General features: G+C 40.4%; 23 protein-coding genes. 16 read left to right on the forward strand and 7 right to left on the reverse strand.

Annotated features, from left to right (window positions below):
• Positions 1-2: 2 nt before the first annotated feature.
• Complete coding sequence (locus tag DEO27_RS08545) at positions 3-497, reverse strand: hypothetical protein (RefSeq protein ID WP_112570491.1); 495 nt, start codon at positions 495-497, stop codon at positions 3-5.
• A gap of 75 nt (positions 498-572) precedes the next feature.
• Between DEO27_RS08545 and DEO27_RS08550 the strand changes: the two genes are divergently transcribed.
• The 7 genes from DEO27_RS08550 (at position 573) to DEO27_RS08580 (ending at position 6,065) form a co-directional block, all read left to right on the forward strand.
• On the forward strand, positions 573-1,097 hold the full coding sequence (locus DEO27_RS08550) for a hypothetical protein (protein ID WP_112570493.1): 525 nt from the start codon (positions 573-575) through the stop codon (positions 1,095-1,097).
• Positions 1,098-1,166: 69 nt separating this feature from the next.
• Positions 1,167-2,495 (forward strand): MFS transporter, encoded by a 1,329-nt coding sequence (locus DEO27_RS08555; RefSeq protein ID WP_112570495.1) that lies wholly within the window; start codon positions 1,167-1,169, stop codon positions 2,493-2,495.
• Positions 2,496-2,536: 41 nt separating this feature from the next.
• A complete protein-coding gene (locus DEO27_RS08560) occupies positions 2,537-2,884 on the forward strand; it encodes a hypothetical protein (RefSeq protein ID WP_112570497.1) in 348 nt (115 codons plus the stop codon).
• An 82-nt stretch (positions 2,885-2,966) separates the two neighbouring features.
• Positions 2,967-3,491, forward strand: a complete 525-nt coding sequence (locus DEO27_RS08565; protein ID WP_112570499.1) for a DinB family protein — start codon at positions 2,967-2,969, stop codon at positions 3,489-3,491.
• Between the two features lie 119 nt (positions 3,492-3,610).
• Positions 3,611-3,943, forward strand: a complete 333-nt coding sequence (locus DEO27_RS08570) for a YnfA family protein (RefSeq protein ID WP_190295357.1) — start codon at positions 3,611-3,613, stop codon at positions 3,941-3,943.
• Positions 3,944-4,000: 57 nt separating this feature from the next.
• The gene (locus tag DEO27_RS08575) at positions 4,001-5,323 is read left to right on the forward strand and encodes an MFS transporter (protein ID WP_112570503.1); all 1,323 of its coding nucleotides are present in this window, start codon (positions 4,001-4,003) and stop codon (positions 5,321-5,323) included.
• 13 nt (positions 5,324-5,336) lie between these two features.
• On the forward strand, positions 5,337-6,065 hold the full coding sequence (locus DEO27_RS08580; protein ID WP_112570505.1) for a (Fe-S)-binding protein: 729 nt from the start codon (positions 5,337-5,339) through the stop codon (positions 6,063-6,065).
• Positions 6,066-6,070: 5 nt separating this feature from the next.
• Here DEO27_RS08580 and DEO27_RS08585 read toward each other — a convergent pair whose 3' ends face one another.
• Complete coding sequence (locus tag DEO27_RS08585; protein ID WP_112570507.1) at positions 6,071-6,829, reverse strand: hypothetical protein; 759 nt, start codon at positions 6,827-6,829, stop codon at positions 6,071-6,073.
• Between the two features lie 6 nt (positions 6,830-6,835).
• On the opposite strand from DEO27_RS08585, the gene DEO27_RS08590 reads away from it, so the two are divergent.
• Positions 6,836-7,099 carry a hypothetical protein gene (locus DEO27_RS08590; RefSeq protein ID WP_112570509.1) on the forward strand — a complete coding sequence of 88 codons (264 nt, stop codon included), beginning with the start codon at positions 6,836-6,838 and terminating at the stop codon, positions 7,097-7,099.
• A gap of 82 nt (positions 7,100-7,181) precedes the next feature.
• Here the strand turns inward: DEO27_RS08590 and DEO27_RS08595 are convergent, their stop codons facing one another.
• On the reverse strand, positions 7,182-7,790 hold the full coding sequence (locus DEO27_RS08595) for a hypothetical protein (RefSeq protein ID WP_112570511.1): 609 nt from the start codon (positions 7,788-7,790) through the stop codon (positions 7,182-7,184).
• Positions 7,791-7,968: 178 nt separating this feature from the next.
• Between DEO27_RS08595 and mtaB the strand changes: the two genes are divergently transcribed.
• From mtaB to DEO27_RS08620, 5 genes are all read left to right on the forward strand, one after another.
• On the forward strand, positions 7,969-9,288 hold the full coding sequence (gene mtaB / locus DEO27_RS08600) for a tRNA (N(6)-L-threonylcarbamoyladenosine(37)-C(2))-methylthiotransferase MtaB (protein WP_112570513.1): 1,320 nt from the start codon (positions 7,969-7,971) through the stop codon (positions 9,286-9,288).
• A 28-nt stretch (positions 9,289-9,316) separates the two neighbouring features.
• Positions 9,317-10,486, forward strand: a complete 1,170-nt coding sequence (locus tag DEO27_RS08605; protein ID WP_112570515.1) for a prolipoprotein diacylglyceryl transferase — start codon at positions 9,317-9,319, stop codon at positions 10,484-10,486.
• Positions 10,479-10,967, forward strand: a complete 489-nt coding sequence (locus DEO27_RS08610; protein ID WP_112570517.1) for a GtrA family protein — start codon at positions 10,479-10,481, stop codon at positions 10,965-10,967. Before DEO27_RS08605 ends, DEO27_RS08610 begins: the two co-directional genes overlap by 8 nt.
• The gene (locus tag DEO27_RS08615) at positions 10,933-11,724 is read left to right on the forward strand and encodes an inositol monophosphatase family protein (protein WP_112570519.1); all 792 of its coding nucleotides are present in this window, start codon (positions 10,933-10,935) and stop codon (positions 11,722-11,724) included. Before DEO27_RS08610 ends, DEO27_RS08615 begins: the two co-directional genes overlap by 35 nt.
• A 96-nt stretch (positions 11,725-11,820) precedes the next feature.
• A complete protein-coding gene (locus DEO27_RS08620) occupies positions 11,821-12,621 on the forward strand; it encodes a hypothetical protein (RefSeq protein ID WP_112570521.1) in 801 nt (266 codons plus the stop codon).
• A 141-nt stretch (positions 12,622-12,762) separates the two neighbouring features.
• Here the strand turns inward: DEO27_RS08620 and DEO27_RS08625 are convergent, their stop codons facing one another.
• From DEO27_RS08625 to purB, 4 genes are all read right to left on the reverse strand, one after another.
• Complete coding sequence (locus tag DEO27_RS08625; protein ID WP_223818191.1) at positions 12,763-13,233, reverse strand: RidA family protein; 471 nt, start codon at positions 13,231-13,233, stop codon at positions 12,763-12,765.
• A 96-nt stretch (positions 13,234-13,329) separates the two neighbouring features.
• Positions 13,330-13,890: a Crp/Fnr family transcriptional regulator gene (locus tag DEO27_RS08630; RefSeq protein ID WP_112570523.1), complete on the reverse strand. Its 561-nt coding sequence runs from the start codon at positions 13,888-13,890 to the stop codon at positions 13,330-13,332.
• Positions 13,891-14,044: 154 nt separating this feature from the next.
• Positions 14,045-14,596: a NifU family protein gene (locus tag DEO27_RS08635; protein WP_112570525.1), complete on the reverse strand. Its 552-nt coding sequence runs from the start codon at positions 14,594-14,596 to the stop codon at positions 14,045-14,047.
• Between the two features lie 237 nt (positions 14,597-14,833).
• On the reverse strand, positions 14,834-16,177 hold the full coding sequence (purB, locus tag DEO27_RS08640; protein ID WP_112570527.1) for an adenylosuccinate lyase: 1,344 nt from the start codon (positions 16,175-16,177) through the stop codon (positions 14,834-14,836).
• 209 nt (positions 16,178-16,386) lie between these two features.
• On the opposite strand from purB, the gene DEO27_RS08645 reads away from it, so the two are divergent.
• The 3 genes from DEO27_RS08645 to DEO27_RS08655 all read left to right on the forward strand — a co-directional run bounded on the left by DEO27_RS08645 (position 16,387) and on the right by DEO27_RS08655 (position 19,565).
• Positions 16,387-16,998, forward strand: a complete 612-nt coding sequence (locus tag DEO27_RS08645; RefSeq protein WP_112570529.1) for a TetR/AcrR family transcriptional regulator — start codon at positions 16,387-16,389, stop codon at positions 16,996-16,998.
• A gap of 77 nt (positions 16,999-17,075) precedes the next feature.
• Positions 17,076-18,428, forward strand: coding sequence for a TolC family protein (locus tag DEO27_RS08650; RefSeq protein WP_112570531.1), 1,353 nt, complete (start codon positions 17,076-17,078; stop codon positions 18,426-18,428).
• A gap of 33 nt (positions 18,429-18,461) precedes the next feature.
• Positions 18,462-19,565 (forward strand): efflux RND transporter periplasmic adaptor subunit, encoded by a 1,104-nt coding sequence (locus tag DEO27_RS08655; protein WP_112570671.1) that lies wholly within the window; start codon positions 18,462-18,464, stop codon positions 19,563-19,565.
• The last annotated feature ends 21 nt before the right edge of the window (positions 19,566-19,586 follow it).

The raw sequence follows: 19,586 nt of genomic DNA on the forward strand, positions 1-19,586 counted from the left end.
TGTTATAATTTCAAATGCGCTACAATATTATTATCCCTGATCTGGATGAAATTGATATTTTCATCATGTGGATCGTAATCTATACTTAATACAAGATCGCCTATTTTATAGTGGTCTATCAGGAAATGTTTATCCAATAGTGGTGAAACTTCGTGATTGGTTTGTGTTGGGTTGCCTGCTTTTTGGAAGACATCGTTCCTGGTGTCGGTAAACGAAATTTCAAAAGGCAGGAAGTATTGAATATCTTGTTTCGGGTAAATATTCAGATGGGAAAATATTGGTTGTCCTGGTTCCAAAACTATCAATTCATCTTCATCAATAACAGCATCATCGTTGGTGAAGCCTAAATCAATATGCAGGGTTTCAGACCGTATATAGTCGCTCTCCAAAATATTGTATCGACTCAGATCGGTGAAGGTTTTAGCTAAGAACGCCTGAAAATCATCGTTGTAAAGATAAGAGCCGAACTGATCTGTAAAATGAAGATAATTGAACATATTTACTGTTTTTGATTATCTGATAAAACTACAACAAATCAAAATAAAGCTAAACTATGTTTTTACATTAGCTGTATGATTACACGCTTTGCACCAGGTTTATTTTTAAGGGAAGAGAGTGAGGGTGTTTTGGTTGTTACTTATGAAGACCCGGTATCATCGTTCGAAAAAACAATTCATTTAAATTCAACAGCGATTATTTACAACGATCGACAAAAATCTAAAGCCGTTGTTATCGACAAAAATAGCTTAGTATTGATAACGATCAATCAAGGATCAAGGGGAACAAATACATGCGCTGAAATTTATATAAAGAATCAGGATGACATGGTTTTGCTTGCTACTTTTTCCATTGTTGAAGCGGTTAACGATCTGCGAAAAACGAGATGTTATAAACTCGTGGAATATATTGCAAACAGGTTGAAGGTTAAATATGGGATTGAATGGGAATACAAAATTTCTGTAGACACACCGGAAAAAGAAAAAGAATTTAATAAGAATGTTTTCATCGTAATCCTAACGCTGATAGTGACCTTTATTTTAATTTACTACAGGTTAAAGTATGATATCGATCATCCTAAAATAAATTACGGCCGTTGATGATATAAAGCAATTTATTTTTCCTCTGTAAATTGGGCTTCCTCTAAAATTCATACTTTTAAGGCCGCAATGGAAGCAAAAAATAATAAAAAAACCATCTGGGCCTGGTGTATGTTTGATTGGGCCAATCAGTCATACAATATCGTTATTACCTCTACTATTTTCCCTGCATACTTTGTAGAGGTAACCAAGTTCAATTCAAAAAACACCCAAATGGTTACTTTCTTTGGGCATAAGTATGTGAACACGGTTTTATCAAACTATATATTGGGCTTATCCTATCTAATCGTGGCGGCTATATTGCCCATCCTTACTTCCATAGCCGATTACCGGGGCAATAAAAAATCATACTTACAATTATTTACCTGGTTGGGTAGTTTGGCTTGTGCCGGCTTGTTTTTCTTTAAACCGGGCACGGGGCTTGAAATCCCGATGCTGTGCTTTGGGCTCGCCTCGATAGGTTATTGCGGCGGCTTTGTGTTTTATAATTCGTATCTGCCACAAATTGCCACACCCGATAAACAAGATGCTGTGAGCGCCAAAGGATTTATTTATGGCTATGTTGGCAGCATAGTGGTGCAAGTATTGTGCTTTATCGTGGTGCTTCAGCCAAATTGGTTTGGCATTACCGACGATTGGCTACCGGCCCGGATCTCATTCCTGATGGTTTTTGTTTGGTGGATTGGTTTTTCTGTTATCCCGTTCCGCCTGCTTCCTAAAGGACAACCTAACGCCGGTAAACATAGCTATAATGTACTTACAGGTGGCTTTAAAGAACTGGCCAAAGTTTTTGGCAAGGTGCGCAAAATGCCCTTGCTTAAACGCTTCCTGGCTTCATTTTTCCTTTATTCGGTTGGTGTGCAAACCATTATGCTGGTCGCGGCTAATTTTGCTGCCAAAGAATTACACATGCCCGATGCTGCCCTGATCTCAATCGTGCTCATCATACAGGTTGTCGCAGTACCGGGCGCATTGATCGCATCCAAATCATCTGAGAAGTTTGGAAATGTGCGCACATTGGTTGGCTTAGTGGCGGTATGGTCGGCCATTTGCCTTTATGCTTACTTTATCACCAGCTCAACCCAGTTTTACGCGGCGGCAGTGGTTATCGGCATAGTGATGGGAGGGGTACAATCCTTATCGCGCTCAACCTACTCCAAATACTTGCCCGAGAATATTCCGGATACGGCTTCGTATTTCAGCTTTTATGATGTTACCGAAAAGCTTTCGATTGTGGTTGGCCTGTTTTGCTTTGGTTTTGTGGAGGCCGTAACTAACGAAATGCGCGACTCTACGCTTGCTCTTGACGGCTTTTTTGTGTTGGGATTAATTATGCTTATCGTACTGATGTTTACCGAGAGCAAGATCCGCAAGCAAAACGTTGAAGCTGGTGTCTAAACAATTTGGCGGCAGGCTTGTACTATATAAAAACGTAAGCCATGATCCATACAGTTAATCACAATGTAACCGATGATAACGGCACACAAAGAAATATTATCATCGAGCCGGTGCTTCATCAATCAACAAGTCATGAGTTAAACGCCACTGGCTTGTACAAACTTTACAAGGGCGGTAACGATGGCGAAGCAATCCTTTTTGAGATCCAGGAAATAGCTCCCGAAATTGGTGAAAGCAAGCCGCTGCTTGATGATAAAAAAAATCCGGATTATTTAGGGCAAATTATGTTTGATGGTGACGCTACCGCTAAATGGCATTATTCGGAGGGTTCTCTGTCGGATTATGAGCAGCAGCAGGTGGTTGAATTTATCCAAAATACAAATAGTTGATTTTTCTTTTTTCCTGCTGACATAGGGTTGTCACCGGCCTGTGGTTACTTTGTATTGTAATCAAAAACAAAACCACAATACAATGGAAACCAACGCAATTCAACAACCAACAGAAACTGGTGTAGTATCTGTTTATACACCCGATCAACTTTTACAAAGCTGGCTTGGTCAGCGCCGTGTTACCCGTCGCCTGATTGAAGCTTTTCCGCAGGAAGCGCTTTTTAACTATTCGATAGGTGGAATGCGCCCCTTTTCAGAAATGGTGAAAGAAATCATCAGCATGAGTAGCCCCGGGGTAAAGGGACTTGTAACCAACGACTGGACACCAATCGCAGGCCTCGATCATCATACCGGGAAAGTTGAAGCCCACTCGAAAAATGATCTTTTAAAGTTGTGGGACAACGCGACCGAAGATATAACAAGCTACTGGGCGCAGATCCCTGCCGAACGCTTTCAGGAAACAGTATTGGCTTTTGGTCAGTACGAAGGGGTTGCAAACAGCATTATTCAATACATCATCGATAATGAAATTCATCACCGCGGCCAGGCTTATGTCTATCTCCGCTCATTAGGAATTGAGCCGCCTGCGTTTTATGACAGAAGCTAAGCTTGATTTACAAGAATAATTAGAGGCCTCCCGCACAGGAGGCCTTTTTTATTGATAGTCTCAAGCTAATGCCGCAGTTTTTATATCTTTAGTAGCGTGATCATTTCTAAATTTTTATAATGGCAATCCTTCGCTCTTTTGCTTTGTTTTTATTGGCCGGTTTATTTGAAATAGGTGGAGGCTACCTGGTTTGGCTTTGGCTCAAAGAAGATAAGCCGTTTTGGTTCGGAATTACAGGTGCTGTTATCCTTGCGCTTTACGGGGTTGTTGCTACCTGGCAAACCGCTAACTTCGGGCGTGTGTATGCGGCTTACGGCGGCATTTTTATTGTGATGGCGTTAATCTGGGCCTGGAAGGTTGACGGTTTTAAGCCAGACAGGTATGATATTATCGGAGCTTTGGTTGCCTTGATAGGTGCTTGTATCATTGTTTACGCGCCGCGCGGACATTGATTGAGAGGATAGTCTGTTTTTTGCAGTTTGTAAAATTTGCATACATTTAGTGAGCAAATGGAAAACAAAAACAACAAAAAAACCATAAGGGCATGGGCTTTCTTTGATTGGGCCAATTCTGCCTATAACCTTGTCATCACTTCAACCATTTTTCCGGCGTATTATGTTGCCATAACAACCAATCATGCCAATGGTGATAGGGTTAACTTTTTCGGGAAAAGCTTTGTAAACACTGCGCTTTCAGATTATGCTTTGTCGGCTGCTTACCTGGTGATGGTATTGCTACTGCCCATATTATCATCTATTGCCGATTATAAAGGCAATAAAAAGATTTTTATGCTGTTTTTTACGCTGCTTGGTTCGGCGGCATGCTGCGCGTTGTTCAATTTTGATAAAGATCACCTGGAGATGGGCGTGATCTGTTTTGCTCTGGCGGCTATTGGTTACAGCGGAGGTTTTGTGTTTTATAATTCATACCTGCCCGAAATTGCTACGATTGATATGCAGGATAACGTAAGCGCCAAAGGTTTTACCTACGGTTATATAGGCAGCGTACTGCTGCAGCTTATTTGCTTTTTGTTTGTGCTGAAAGGGGAGTGGTTTGGTATTGTTGACAAAACCTTTGCGCCGCGCCTGTCGTTTCTATTGGTAGGTTTATGGTGGATAGGGTTTGCCATGATCCCGTTCAGCGTGTTGCCTAAAGGTAGCCCTAACGCGGTAAGCCATAGCCATAACATTATAAAGGGGGGATTTATTGAGTTAGGCCATGTTTGGAAAAAGGTTAAGGAAATGCCGCTGTTAAAGCGGTTTTTACCGTCGTTCTTTTTTTATTCGATGGGGGTACAAACCATTATGTTGGTAGCTACCGGTTTTGCTGCCAAGGAATTGAAAATGGAAACCCCGCAGTTGATCACGATAATTTTAATTATTCAATTGGTTGCTATTTTCGGTGCAACGCTCATGTCGCGCTTGTCGGGTAAATATGGCAACGTAAGGGTATTAATAGGCGTGGTGATCCTGTGGATTGGTGTTTGCATAGCTGCTTACTTTACATATACGCAAACACAGTTCTACATCATAGCTGTTGTGGTAGGTTTAGTGATGGGAGGTATCCAGTCTATGTCGCGCTCAACGTATTCAAAATATCTGCCCGAAAATATCCCGGATACGGCATCCTTTTTCAGCTTTTATGATGTTACCGAAAAGCTGGCTATAGTAGGTGGTGTATTTAGCTTTGGTTTTTTTGAAGAAATAACCGGAAGTCCGCGAAATTCAGTCCTGGTATTGGGCGTATTTTTCATTGTCGGCTTAATTTTATTATTTTCTTTGCTGAAAGCGGAACGAAACGTCAATAAAAATTTGGATTTTAGCGCCCGTTAACTATTTTGTGCCGATGAAGGTTGAGTTGTTCATACCGTGTTTTATAGATCAGTTGTTTCCTGAAACAGCTTTTAATACTGTAAAACTGCTGGAGAAAGCAGGTTGCAAGGTTAGTTATAATCCGGCGCAAACCTGCTGCGGTCAGCCGGCTTTTAATGCGGGCTTTTGGGATGATGCCAAAGAGGTTGGTAGCAAATTTTTGAGTGATTTTTCGGAAGATAGTGTTATAGTATCACCTTCGGCATCTTGTACCGGCATGGTGAAAAACTATTATAACGACCTGTTTACCAATACTGCCGTGCATAACAAATGCCGGGCAATACAAGGAAATATCTACGAACTATCCGATTTCTTGGTAAATATCCTGGAGTATGATTATTTCGGCGCGGAGCTTGATGGCAAGGCTGTTTATCATGATAGCTGTGCCGGTCTGCGCGAATGTAAGATCAAAGATGAGCCACGTCAATTGCTCTCTAAAGTACTTGGCCTCGAATTGCTCGACCTGAAAGATGGTGAAACCTGCTGTGGTTTCGGCGGCACCTTTGCAGTTAAGTTTGATGGTATTTCAACAGCGATGGCACAACAAAAGGTAAATAACGCGCTTGATGCCGGCGCGGAATACATCATTTCGACAGATGCATCATGCTTAATGCACATGCAGGGATATATCGATAAAAATAGTTTGCCAATTCAAACCATGCACATCGCTGATGTTTTGGCCCTGGGCTGGGGGAATGTGTAATCCTGCTATTCTTTAATCAGTTTCAATTTTAAGGTATCATCATACACTTTGGTATCCCATTGCATTTGCTTTCCGTTGTAGTTACTGATCTTTACCTTTGTGGTATCATTGTTTGTGCCACCGTCGAAATGTACATTGAATGTTTTTTGGTTAGCATTATAATTATAACGGCCAAACCATGCCCGGTTAGCTTCAAACACGTAAGGATTTGCACATAATGATATTCTGCCATCATCTTCAATGTATATATAGCACCAGTTTTGCGCACCATTCATCCAATCGTTTTCACCGACAGTTTTGCCATTTCGTTTGAATTCCTTGATTTTCCATTTTCCCGTAAAGGTCGATGATGGTACAGCTACTACATAGCGGTAAATGCTATAAAAAGCAAGGCCGATTACCAAAAGTTTTAAAACTGGTTTTGCAAAACTTAACCTTAACTGTGGTATTACCACTTCTTTAAATAAAACAGGTTTAATATCCGGCCATCGTAGTAGTAAAAGGTATAACAGGCCGGTAGTTATAATAATTGAGTTTATGAATGCCCCTGTGGCTATATCATAAAATACATTGATCAATACAATGTTTAACATTACCGGTAATAATAAACAGGTGCCTAATAAGGTAGTACGCCTGAATAAAAGCATAACGCCGCCGCCAATCTGAAGCAATCCCAGTATAATCGCGAAAGTGTAGGAGTGGCCAAAATAATTCCAGGTGAGATCGAAGCCGCTTAGCTCGCCTACAGGGGTATTATCTCTCATGTAAACATGCCCGAACTGGGTTTTCAGAATTTTGGCAAAACCATAAGCAGACACTTGATAGGCGACGAAGTACCGTATAACGCCTCGCAAAAAAGCGTGCCTTATCCCGGAATTAAATCCTTCTTTCTTGCTTATTTGATGCCAATAAACGGAATATACCACCGAAAAGACACACATACCAGCAATAATCCAGGTGAAAAGCCTCGCAAAGGAAACATCACCAAAAGAATTAAACAGTTTGTAAAAGAAAGAGCCCAACAACGTCATTAAGCAATCATAAATTGCTATGAACGTATACAGGCATTCGAAGAATTTAGCGAACCAATAGGAGCGTGGTTTAGGAGTCATAAGCTTACTTCCGTTCAATATCCAGAATGGTTCCTTCTTTTGCCATTTCTACAAGAAACGGTTTCGCAACGCCTTCCTGTGCATTGTCATAAGCAGTGTCGCCTTTGGCGGCAATATCATCAAGCCCGTCTTCGCGGTCAACCTCGTATTTATTCAGGGCCAGGTAAACCGAATCGCCTGAAACCTTATTTACTTTGTACAGGGTATAGTGATCATTCTTGAGTTTAATATGAAAAACATCATTCTTCTGCGGTGATAAAACCCATTGGTTTACTTTTTTAGCTTTCTGCTTTTCGCTTATATAAAAAAGTATCGATCCAATAACTATCAAAAAGCACCCGGCAAATGTCCATACCGGTATTTTGGTTTGTACTTTCAGGTTGTCATAGCTTAATTTGAGCGAGGCCGGCATTTCCTTTAACTTTAAGACCTGTTTGCAATTAAGGCATTGCGAAACACCTGTTTTACCTATCGGAAAAAATGGGATCCAGAAAATATGCGCCCAGCGCTGAAATACATTCATCTGGATGCTGTTGGCTGTATTACAGTTTGGGCAGGTGTCGTTGGTTATTTCGGATTTTAAGAGCTTGGCTTTGATACCGTATATGATCATGGCTGATAAGGTTTAGAATATGTAAAATCGGTTTGAAAATACAGAAATGATGCTGATAAACGAAATTATCAAATTGTTATAGCCACTGCCTGCCAGTTTTAACATTTATTCTTTTACGCTGATATGAAAAATGCTTCGAACCAACATTTTATAAAAAACTGTATCTTTGCCGTTTGAAATGAACAAGAAAGTCGCTTTTTACACTTTAGGCTGCAAGCTGAATTATTCGGAGACCTCATCTATTGGTCGACTGTTTAACCAGGCCGGTTATGATACGGTGAATTTTACCGAAACGCCGGATGTTTTTGTGATCAATACCTGCTCGGTTACTGATAATGCCGATAAAAAGTGTAAGAAGATTGTTAAGGAGGCGCTTAAAATTTCGCCTAATGCCTACGTAACTATAGTAGGTTGCTACGCCCAGCTTAAACCACAGGAAATTGCAGAAATTCCAGGTGTTGACATGGTGCTTGGCGCTGCCGAAAAATTCCAGATAGTTGATCATATTACCGATTTAACTAAAAGGCCTAAGGCACTTGTGCTTAATCAGCCCGTGTCTGAAGCTAACGAGTTTGTACCTGCATATTCTTTTGGCGACCGTACCCGTACTTTCCTGAAAGTACAAGACGGCTGCGATTACTCTTGTACCTTTTGTACCATCCCGCTGGCGCGTGGCGCGAGCAGGAGCGATACCATTGAAAACGTTGTTGCGCAGGCCCGGCAAATTGCCGAATCGGGCGTAAAAGAAATTGTACTTACCGGTGTAAACCTGGGCGATTTCGGGATCCGTAACGGACAGCGCGAGGATAAATTTTTTGACCTTGTTAAGGCGCTTGACGAGGTAGAAGGTATCGACCGTTTCAGGATCTCGTCCATTGAGCCTAATCTGCTTACCGACGAGATCATCGCTTTTGTTGCCGCTTCAAAACGTTTTGTGCCGCATTTTCATATTCCGCTTCAATCGGGTTCGGACAAGATCCTGGGACTGATGCGCCGTCGTTATAAACGCGACCTTTATGTTAACCGAGTGGCCAAAATAAAAGAACTGATGCCCGATTGTTGCATAGGTGTGGATGTTATTGTTGGCTTCCCCGGCGAAACAAGGGAAGATTTTATTGATACCTATAATTTCCTGAACGAACTTAATATTTCATACCTGCACGTATTCACGTATTCGGAAAGAGAAAATACTTTGGCTGCCCAGATGACGGGGGCTGTTCCTGGTTCTGCACGCGGAGAACGGAGCAAAATGTTGCACATCCTGTCTGATAAAAAACGCCGTGCTTTTTACGAAAGTCAATTGGGTAAAAACCAGGAAGTTTTGTTTGAGGGCGATATTAAAGATGGCTTTATGCACGGCTTTACCCGTAATTATGTGAAGGTGCGTACTAAGTATGATCCTGTTCTGGTTAATGAATTGAAGACAGTACATCTAACAAATATTTCACCTGATGGTGATGTTGAAATAACAGAAGGCGAAGAAATATTAGTTCATTAAATTCTATATTCGCCTTAAAATATAACCTATGTTTCCTACGCTTACATCGTTATTAAAATATCTTTTTGGTTTTAATCTGCCTTTACCCATACAAACTTTTGGTTTTTTTGTGGCGATAGCTTTTGTGGGTGGTTACTGGGCTTTTGGCCAGGAGTTTAAACGTAAAGAAGCATTAGGTGTTATCCATACTTTTAAAAAGCGGGTTACTATAGGTTTACAGGCGTCAAGTACCGAGTTGATAAGCAATGGTATTTTTGGCTTTTTATTGGGTTATAAAATTGTTGATTGCGCGCTCAACTACCAAATGCTGTTAGATACGCCGCAAGAATTTTTACTATCCTTAAGAGGCAACTGGATTGGTGGCATACTTGGAGCCGCAGCTTTTGCATATTGGGCATGGTACGAAGCAAATAAACAAAAGCTTGACAAACCGATAACTAAAGATATTGATGTACATCCTCATGAATTATTAGGTAGTATATTGCTTTGGGCTGCGGTGTTTGGTTTTGCAGGCGCTAAGTTGTTTAATGCGTTGGAAAACTGGGGCGATTTTATGAAAGACCCGGTTGGTATGCTGGTTGGTTTTAGTGGTTTAACCTTTTATGGTGGCCTGATATGTGGTGGAGCGGCCGTGCTTTATATTGCTAACAAACACGGCATTAAACCATTAGATATGCTTGATATTGGCGGTCCGGGTATGATGCTGGCTTACGCTTTAGGTCGTGTAGGCTGCCAGATGAGTGGCGATGGCGACTGGGGTATTGTTAACCTTGCAGCCAAACCGGCTTGGTTAAGCTGGGCTCCCAATTGGATGTGGAGCTTTAAATTTCCACACAATGTGAATGATGAAGGCGTGCAGATGGTGAACTGTATGGGTAAGTTTTGTCATGAGCTGCAATACCCGGTTTACCCAACCTCATTTTACGAATCTGTAATTTGTTTATTACTGTTCTTTGTATTATGGAAAATAAGGCACAATTTTAAAGCTCCGGGCGTTTTGTTTGGTGTATACATGATATTGGCTGGCGTTGAGCGTTTCGTTATTGAGCTCATCAGGGTTAATACTAAATATGTTGTTGCCGGTGTTTCATTTACCCAGGCCGAAATGATCTCGGTGATCATGGTTTTGGGCGGCGCGGCATTAATCATTACCGGACTAAACAAAGAAAAGAAAGCACTGGGCACTACAAATGGCTGATAACAAATCAAAAGGCAAATTAATTAATAACCAGGTATTCAGATTTGTGCTTTCGGCCGGGGCCGGTTTTTTGGTAGATGTTTGTGCATTTTACCTTTTTTACCATAATCTGCTTACGCAGCATACTTACCACATTTTCGGACTGACGGTTCGTAACTACACAGTTTCGCTGGCATTATCGTTTTTTATGGGCGTTGTGGTTAATTTTTTAATCACCCGATACATGGTATTTAACGAGTCGAAGTCGGCACCGCGCAAGCAGTTTTTTCGTTTTGTCACGGTAGCCTTTATCGGCTTCTTCGCCAATTTATCCGTTGTGAAAATATTGATCCAGGCTTGCAGTTTTAATCCAACGGTAGCAAGGATCTCGGCGGCATTAAGCCTGTTCTTCGCAAGCTTTTTTATCCATAAAGTTTTTTCATTTAGCCTATCATTAAAACGTAACCATGCAAACAGCGAACATCCTAAACCAGGTAATTGAAGTTTCAAAACAAGCAGGTGATTTCATCAGACAGGAGCGTAAAGCGTTTGATCCTGATAGGATAGAGTATAAAGGCCTCAACGATATGGTATCATACGTTGATAAAACCGCCGAAGAAACCATTGTAAAAGGCCTGAGCAAAATTTTGCCTGAAGCAGGTTTTATTACCGAAGAAAAAACAACCACTAAAATAGGCGAACGCTATAACTGGATCATCGACCCGCTTGATGGCACTACCAATTTTATCCATGGTGTACCTGCTTTTTCGGTAAGTATCGCTTTAAAAGAGTACGACGAGCTGATTGCCGGCGTTGTATATGAAATAAACCTCGACGAATGTTTTTACGCCTGGAAGGATGCGCCCGCATACCTGAATGGCAAAGAGATCAGCGTAAGCAAAAACAACACAGTAGGCACCAGCTTACTTGCAACCGGTTTTCCATACTATGATTTTACCAAACAAGCTGCCTATATCGAATTATTTACCGAGCTGATGCGTACCAGCCATGGCTTGCGTCGTTTAGGCTCGGCCGCTGTCGACCTGGTTTATACAGCTTGCGGGCGTTTTGATGCTTTTTACGAGTATAACCTCAACGCCTGGGATGTGGCCGCAGGTATTGTAATTGTAAAGCAAGCAGGAGGCGAAGTTGTAAACTTTAAAGGCGGCTCAGAAGTATTGGATACCCGTGAGTTACTGGCTACTAATGGTAAGATAACTGGGGAAATGCTTCAGGTGGTGCAGAAGTATTTTAAGTAAGCATTTATTCAAAGTCATCTTGAAGTAGATTTGATTCGTTTTTAAGCGTTCTGACACTTATATCATTTTTAGGCGTATCCTAAATTCCGCTCCCAAATGAAGATTAAATTCAAAACTTTTCCGATGTCTGATGGGTATGGATTTCCTTATAGTTCCCGCCCCGATCAGGAGTATTTGGTATTAGGAATTGACAATAATCAATATTATTTTCTCGACGAATCAAATGAGGTAGGAGTACTTTCAAAAGATATGTTTGAGATCAGCGATCACTCAATCCCTGATTTTTGGGTAGAAGAGAATGGGCAACTTGCTCCCGAAGAGTGGCTCTGGAAAAAATTTTTTAGCTTGCATGGAGAACCGTATTTGGAATGGGACGAAATATGGTTTTCCACCCAGTTTATGAAGGGGTTTGAAAAGTTTAATTTATCTTTTATTCCCAACCGGTTTAAACCCGCTTATGATGTTAACTACAAGGTTAATCAAATAAATAATTACTTGAAAATTGCGTCTGAGTATGATACTTTATGTGAGGATTATATAAGTTGGGAATATGAATTTGGTTCATTTAAAAGTCGTGGAGCTTTGCCATATTATTTATCTGTTAATGGCGCCCCTCAGTACTATAAAAAGGTATTACTTTCCACCGAACAAGAGGGGTTTGATATATTGAAAGGATTATTGGAACAAATAAGATCACCTCTTGAACGCGTGAAGCCGGATGTTGATAAAGAATGGTTAGGGGTTATGAGAAACAGAATTTTATTTTCGATATGGTCTATTTGGGGGGTACGATCTTTTGACGTTTTTGAGCTTAAATTTGAGAATGGATCAAGGAATGATTATTTATTGAAATACGGAGATGATGTTTTTATATTGAGTTTGAATTTTTCAACGTAACATTATAAAAGCAGAAACCCGATTAGAATGTCAGTTTCTGCTTTTATAGAACTTGTATTACTCAAGTTGATACAAGAGTTAAATTCTATTCCGTAACTTAAATAACCTTGTGGCGAGTAGCATTTTGATATCCAGCCAACTTTATTTTACCACAGTAGCTTCAAGTTCAACCTTTAAAGTTTCAAACAGGCTTTTTACTTCTAACAAAGTCAACGCCTGCTTAATTCCATGTTTGGCTATCCAGTCCTGTAATACTGGGAAATGGGGCCAAAGTTCGGCTGTGTTTGTTGTGTAAATATTCAGTCGTACAATGCCTCTTGGCTCGTATCCAGCTTCATTGATTACATGCTCAAGATTTTGCAATGCTTTAATCAGTTGTGTTTTCATATCCTCGTCGCTCGATTTTCCGTCGGCGCTTATCGCTGTTTGTCCCGAAACATATAAAGTGCTTTCTACATTTTTTACTTCTACTGCTTGTACATAGCTGCGTTTGTCTTGCCATTCCCAAGGATTAATAATTCTCTTTTCCATTTTACTGATGCTTTTTGATTGTGCCCAAACGGGGGCGGTTGTAATTAATAAGAATGCTAAAAGTGTCGCTGTTTTTTTCATGTTAGCGTTTTAAATTGCGCACTGCAAACTTGTTAATAACATCCGGAATGGCACGTTGACCTTCCTCACGTTTTTGAAGTGAGGTAGATCACATCGTTAAAATAGCCTGCTTAAGGTTTCGCGGGAAACGCCCAGATAAGAAGCCAGTGCGGCTTTGGGTACGCGATTGATAAGTGTGGGGTATTGCTTAAGCAGTTGTTCATAACGCTCTTTAGCGTTAGATGTAAGGGTGGATATGATACGCCTTTGGGAAGAAAGAAAACCAAAAGTTGCTTTTTCAAGAAAAAAGCGTTCCATCTTTTGAAGTCCACTACAAAGCTTCTTATAATCTTCAAGTGTCAAGCATAGCACCTCGGTATCTTCGAGGCACTCCAATGACATTGTTGCGGGAGTTTCAGTATAATAGGCATAGAAATCGGTCTCCCACCAGTCTTCCATAGCGAAAGCGACGATATGTTGCTTTCCTGTATCATCAGCATATATAAGCTTTAAAAGCCCTGAAATTACAAAGTAATTGTACTTCACAGCTGAATCTTCTTGAATGAGAAATTGATGTTTCTTGAATTTTTTAGTTGTAAAATGAGTAGCTATAAATTCAAACTCATCATCAGTGAGAGGTATTATCTTTTCTATATGTTCTCTTAATTTATGCCGCATTATCTAAGTTGATATATAAAGATAGTTGTGAAATCGCGTTGTTCAAAAGAATTTTATTGTGACTTCAATCGGCCAAAAAAAATCGGGCAAATACCTAAAATAGTATTTGCCCGACGACGGGTAAGCAATGGGGATCAAACCCCAATCTCCAATATTATAACGCTTCAGAAACCACTTCGGTAACTTCTGGCACCATGCGTTTAAGCAGGTTTTCGATACCGGCTTTAAGGGTTACGGTTGATGATGGGCAACCGCTGCATGAACCGCGAAGTTCAACGGTTACTATACCTTCATTAAATGAGCGGTAAGTGATAGCGCCGCCGTCCTGCTCAACAGCCGGGCGAACGTAATCATGCAAAATCTGCTGAATTTTAACTTCAGTTTCGGTGCCTTCAAAGTTTCCTGCTTCGGCTTCTTCCTCTAACTGAATCTTTAATTCAGATTCGATAGCGCCTTTAACAAACTCTTTCATGATAGGCTCAACATCTGCCCAGTCGCTGCCTTCAGTTTTGGTAATGGTTACAAAATTGCTGGCAAAGAAAACGCCGTTTACAAACGAGAACTTATAAAGTTCCTTTGCAAAAGGTGATTTTTCGGCACTTTCCTTAGTAGCGAAGTCAACGCTGCCATTAATAAGCAGTTTGTTAACTATGAATTTCATAGTTGCCGGGTTAGGCGTTAATTCGGTATATACGTTGATGTTCATCGTTTCGTGTTTTTATTCAATCTAATTAACAAATTTAATGAGCTTTTTTATTAAATGCTACCTTAAACTTTGTTATGACATTTCTTTGATGCGCAGGTTTTCGACGTGCAGATGAGTAGATTTCAAATGTGCAGATTTCAGATGTGCAAATTGATGCACAATCAAAGCATCAATAAATCAAAGAATCATTTGCACATCTGCACATCTGAAATTTGCACATCAATATAATTTAGACATTTAAATCCCTGTATAATTTAACGGCGTTATCTTTTTAATCTCCTCTTTAATGGCATCACTTACATTTAACGTATCAACAAACTCCGCTATTGTGTTAGCGTTGATTTGCTGATTGGTACGGGTAAGGTCTTTCAGTGCCTCGTAAGGGTTAGGGTAAGCTTCGCGCCTTAATATGGTTTGGATAGCTTCTGCAACAACCGGCCAGTTAGCCTCAAGGTCGGCATTAATGGCATCTGTGTTTAGTAACAGTTTGTTTAATCCCCTTACGGTTGATTTAATGGCGATCAACGTATGCGCGAACGGTACACCAATGTTCCTTAATACGGTAGAGTCGGTAAGGTCGCGCTGTAGCCTTGAAATAGGTAGTTTAGCTGCAAGGTGCTCAAATAAAGCATTAGCGATACCCAGATTACCTTCGGAGTTTTCGAAATCGATAGGGTTAACCTTATGTGGCATAGCTGATGAGCCAACTTCGCCGGCTTTGATCTTTTGTTTAAAGTAATTCATGGAGATATAAGTCCACATATCACGGTCAAGATCAATCAGGATATTGTTAATTCGTTTCAATGCATCGCATTGCGCGGCAAAATTATCATAGTGCTCAATCTGGGTAGTAAACTGTGAGCGTTTAAGACCTAAGATATTGTTAACGAAATTATTGCCGAATGCTTTCCAGTCGATAGCCGGGTAGGCGATGTTATGCGCATTGAAATTACCTGTAGCACCGCCAAACTTAGCCGAATTAGGGATAGGTTTCAGCAGTTCAAGTTGGCTTTCCAAACGCTCAACAAAAACCAGGATTTCCTTACCCAGGCGGGTTGGTGAAGCTGGTTGCCCATGCGTATGCGCCAGTAAAGGAACATTTTCCCAATCGGCAGCAAATGATTTCAGGATGTTAACCAGATCAGTAATAGCAGGGTAGTAGCTGTTATTTAAAGCCAGTTTAAATGTGTATGGGATGGCAGTATTATTAATATCCTGCGAGGTAAGGCCAAAATGAATGAACTCTTTGAAAGGCTCCAGACCTAATTTATCAAACTCTTTTTTAATGAAATACTCAACGGCTTTAACATCGTGATTTGTCGTTTTTTCAATCACTTTGATACTTTCAGCGTCATCTTCCGAAAAATTTCTGTAAATGTCGCGTAACTTTTCTGATAGATTTTTATCAAATGCTTGTAACTGAGGTAGTGGGTATTCGGCAAGTGCGATGAAATACTCTATCTCAACAAATACACGGTACTTGATAAGGGCATATTCTGAAAAGTATGCGGCAAGTTCGGCAGTGGTGTTTCTATAACGGCCATCAATAGGCGAGATCGCTGAAAGTGAAGTAAGCGTCATATATTAAAAAGAGAGTGGATGAAAATTTTTGCAAAGGTAATCATTTTTGATGGCCTAAGGCAGATTAAAAGCTTCGCAAATAAACCACTGTATAACAAGCATTAATTAAATGAATTTTAAAAACGGACAAATATTTGTAATGAAAAAGTAAAAATGATTGGAAACTTTTTATTCAAAAAATGTTTCCTTAGTTTTGACCCGGAAAGTCAATGAGTCAAACCGAAAGAATTATTAAAGGCGCCGAAGACCTGTTTTTAACCGCAGGTATTAAAAGTATCACCATGGATGATATCGCCAGGCATCTTGGTATGTCAAAAAAAACCATTTACCAGTTTTTTAAGGATAAGAATGAACTGGTGGTAGCACTCACTAAACAGAAGCTGAAGGAAGATGAGGATCAAATGAATGATATCATCAGCAAATCGGCTAATGTGATTGAAGAGATGATCAACATGACCAAATGCTCGGAAGAGATCTTTTCAAGGATTAACCCGATAGTTATTCACGATTTGCAAAAGTATCATCCCGAAGCCTGGAACGATTTTCAAAAATTCAAGGCAGAGATCTTGATCCAAAAAATGGAAGAGCTATTGATCAAGGGAATGGGGCAGGGGTATATCCGTAAAGATATTGATGTACGCATTATAGCACGGATGCGGGTTAACCAGGTAGAACTGGGCTTTAATACATCCATTTTCCCGGTGAGGGATTTTAGCCCATGGAAAGTGCAGGTTCAGTTTTTAGATCACTTTAATTATGGCATTTGTACCATTGAAGGGTATAAACTGCTTAACGAGTATAAGAATATTAATAATGAATAACATGCTGACATAAGGTTGTCACTAACTGCATGAAATTTGTACCAGTTAAATTAAATCACTCAATCACAACATATATAATGAAATATCTATTTTTCACGGCGGCTGCAATTTGCGCCATAGCTTTTAAAAGCTTTGGGCAGGAGGCAGCGCCCAACGTACAAACCTTTAACTTTACTGTTGAGGATTGTGTTAACTATGCCTATGAGCATCAGGATTCGGTAGTTAATGCCAAACTTGATATCAAGAGCGCCGAGTATAAAGTTAAGGAAACCACAGGTATAGGTTTGCCCCAGGTAACCGGTACAGCATCGTTTCAGGATTACCTGAAAATTCCAACAACATTACTGCCCGGAGAATTTTTTGGACAGCCGGCCGGTACTTTTGTTCCTATTCAGTTCGGTGTTAAATACCAGTCGAGCTTTGGGGTAAATGCTAACCAGATTTTATTTGATGGTAGCTATCTTGTTGGCTTAAAGGCCTCTAAAACCTATAAGGAACTTTCTATCCGCAGTCATATCCGTTCAAGAATTGAAGCTAATGTTAATGTTACTAAAGCTTATTACCAGGTTTTGGTTAGCAACGAGCAGCTAAGATTATTGAATGCCAATATTGCTCAGCTAAAGCAGCAAATGGATGAAACCACACAGCAAAATAAGCAGGGCTTTGTTGAAAAAATTGATGTTGACCGGATTGTTGTCCAGTACAATAACTTAGTTACGAGCCGCGAAAACACTATTCGTTTACTGGCTTTAAATTATCAGGTACTTAAGTTTCAGATGGGTATGCCTATTGAATATGCGCTTAGTTTGAAGGATAAACTTGAAGATATAAAACTTGAAGACAATACAGCCGATCTTGCTGCCGATACCGCGTTTTACCACAACCGCATCGAGTACAATTTAGCCGAGACCAATGTCGACCTTAGGCAACTGGACCTGAAACGTCAAAAATCGCTTTCTCTGCCATCGCTTAAAGCTAACGCGGCTTATACCTCATCATATCAGGACAATAATTTTAGTAACTTGTATAAAATGAGTTTTCCGTCAAGTTACGTCGGTTTAACTTTAAACGTACCAATATTTAGTGGTCTTCAGCGTGTTAACCAGATCAGGCAATCTAAAATAGCAGTACTCAAATCACAAAATGATTTGGAGAACGCTAAAAATGGTCTAAAGCTACAGGCTAATCAGGCCCATGTTACTTACGTAAACGGCTTACAATCGCTTAATAACCAAAAACGTAATCAAACCCTTGCGCAGGAAGTATTGCGCGTTTCAAAAATAAAATATCAGCAGGGTGTAGGTTCAAGTATTGAGGTTACGCAAGCGCAAACAGGGCTTGAAGATGCCGATAATAAATACATACAAGGCCTGTATGACGCTCTGGTTAGTAAAGTTGACCTTGACAAAGCTTACGGACGAATTAAATAACAACAACGCGAAACTCAATATATAATAATGAAAATGAAAAAATTTATATACATACCATTCCTGGTTTTACTTGCGGCCTGCTCAAGTAAGCCTAAAGATAAAAAGGCCGAGCTTGCCGATCTGAAAAAGCAGCAATCAGATATCAATTCAAAAATTGAGAAGCTGCAGTCTGAAATGGGCACTACCGATTCGGCAAAAAGCACTGACGTAAGTGTTACTGAAGTAAAAACGGGCAATTTTACCAACTACGTTCAAATACAGGGTAAAATAGATGCGCAGGATAATGTTACTGCCTATCCGCAAATGCAGGCTGCCATTACCGCGCTTTATGTAAAACCAGGCCAACATGTAAGCAAGGGTCAGATCCTTGCACAGCTTGATAATAGCGTTATGCAGCAAAACATCGCTCAAAGCGAAGCTCAGGTAAGTTTAAACCAACAACTATTTGATCGTCAAAAAAATCTTTGGGACCAAAAAATAGGTACCGAAGTACAATATCTTCAGGCTCAAACCACCTTACAAAGCAGCCAGAAAGCTTTAGCATCGTTAAAAAAGCAATCGGCCTTGTATCGTATCATATCACCCATAAACGGTACTGTAGATCAAATGGACCTGAAACTTGGGCAGAGCGCGACACCGGGCCAAACAGGTATCCGTATTGTTAATGCCGATGTTTTAAAAGTAAAGGCTGATGTTCCCGAATCATATGCGAGCAGCGTAAACACCGGTAACGATGTTAAGATCTTAATTCCGGATGCTAACGATTCATTAGTTACCAAAGTAACATTTGCCGCTAAAGCTATTGACGCTACATCACGTAGTTTTGGTGTTGAGATTAAACTGCCGGTACGCAGCACATTGCGCCCTAACATGACAGCTATTTTAAAAATAGCCGACTATTCAAAAAATAACACCATCTCTGTACCTGTAAAAGCGGTACAGAAGTCAGAAACCGGCGACCATGTTTTTGTAAACCAGAATGGTATTGCAAAACAGGTAAACGTAAAATCAGGTATTACTTATGGCGGCCAAACCGAGATATTATCAGGTTTGAAAGCCGGCGACCAATTGATAGTTGAAGGCGCAACAGAGGTTGAAGACGGCGATAAAGTCAAAGTTGTTCAATCGGCCAATTAGTTATTAACCAATTGATCTGTT

The organism is Mucilaginibacter rubeus (assembly GCF_003286415.2).
In the GTDB taxonomy this organism is placed as follows: Bacteria; Bacteroidota; Bacteroidia; order Sphingobacteriales; family Sphingobacteriaceae; genus Mucilaginibacter; species Mucilaginibacter rubeus_A.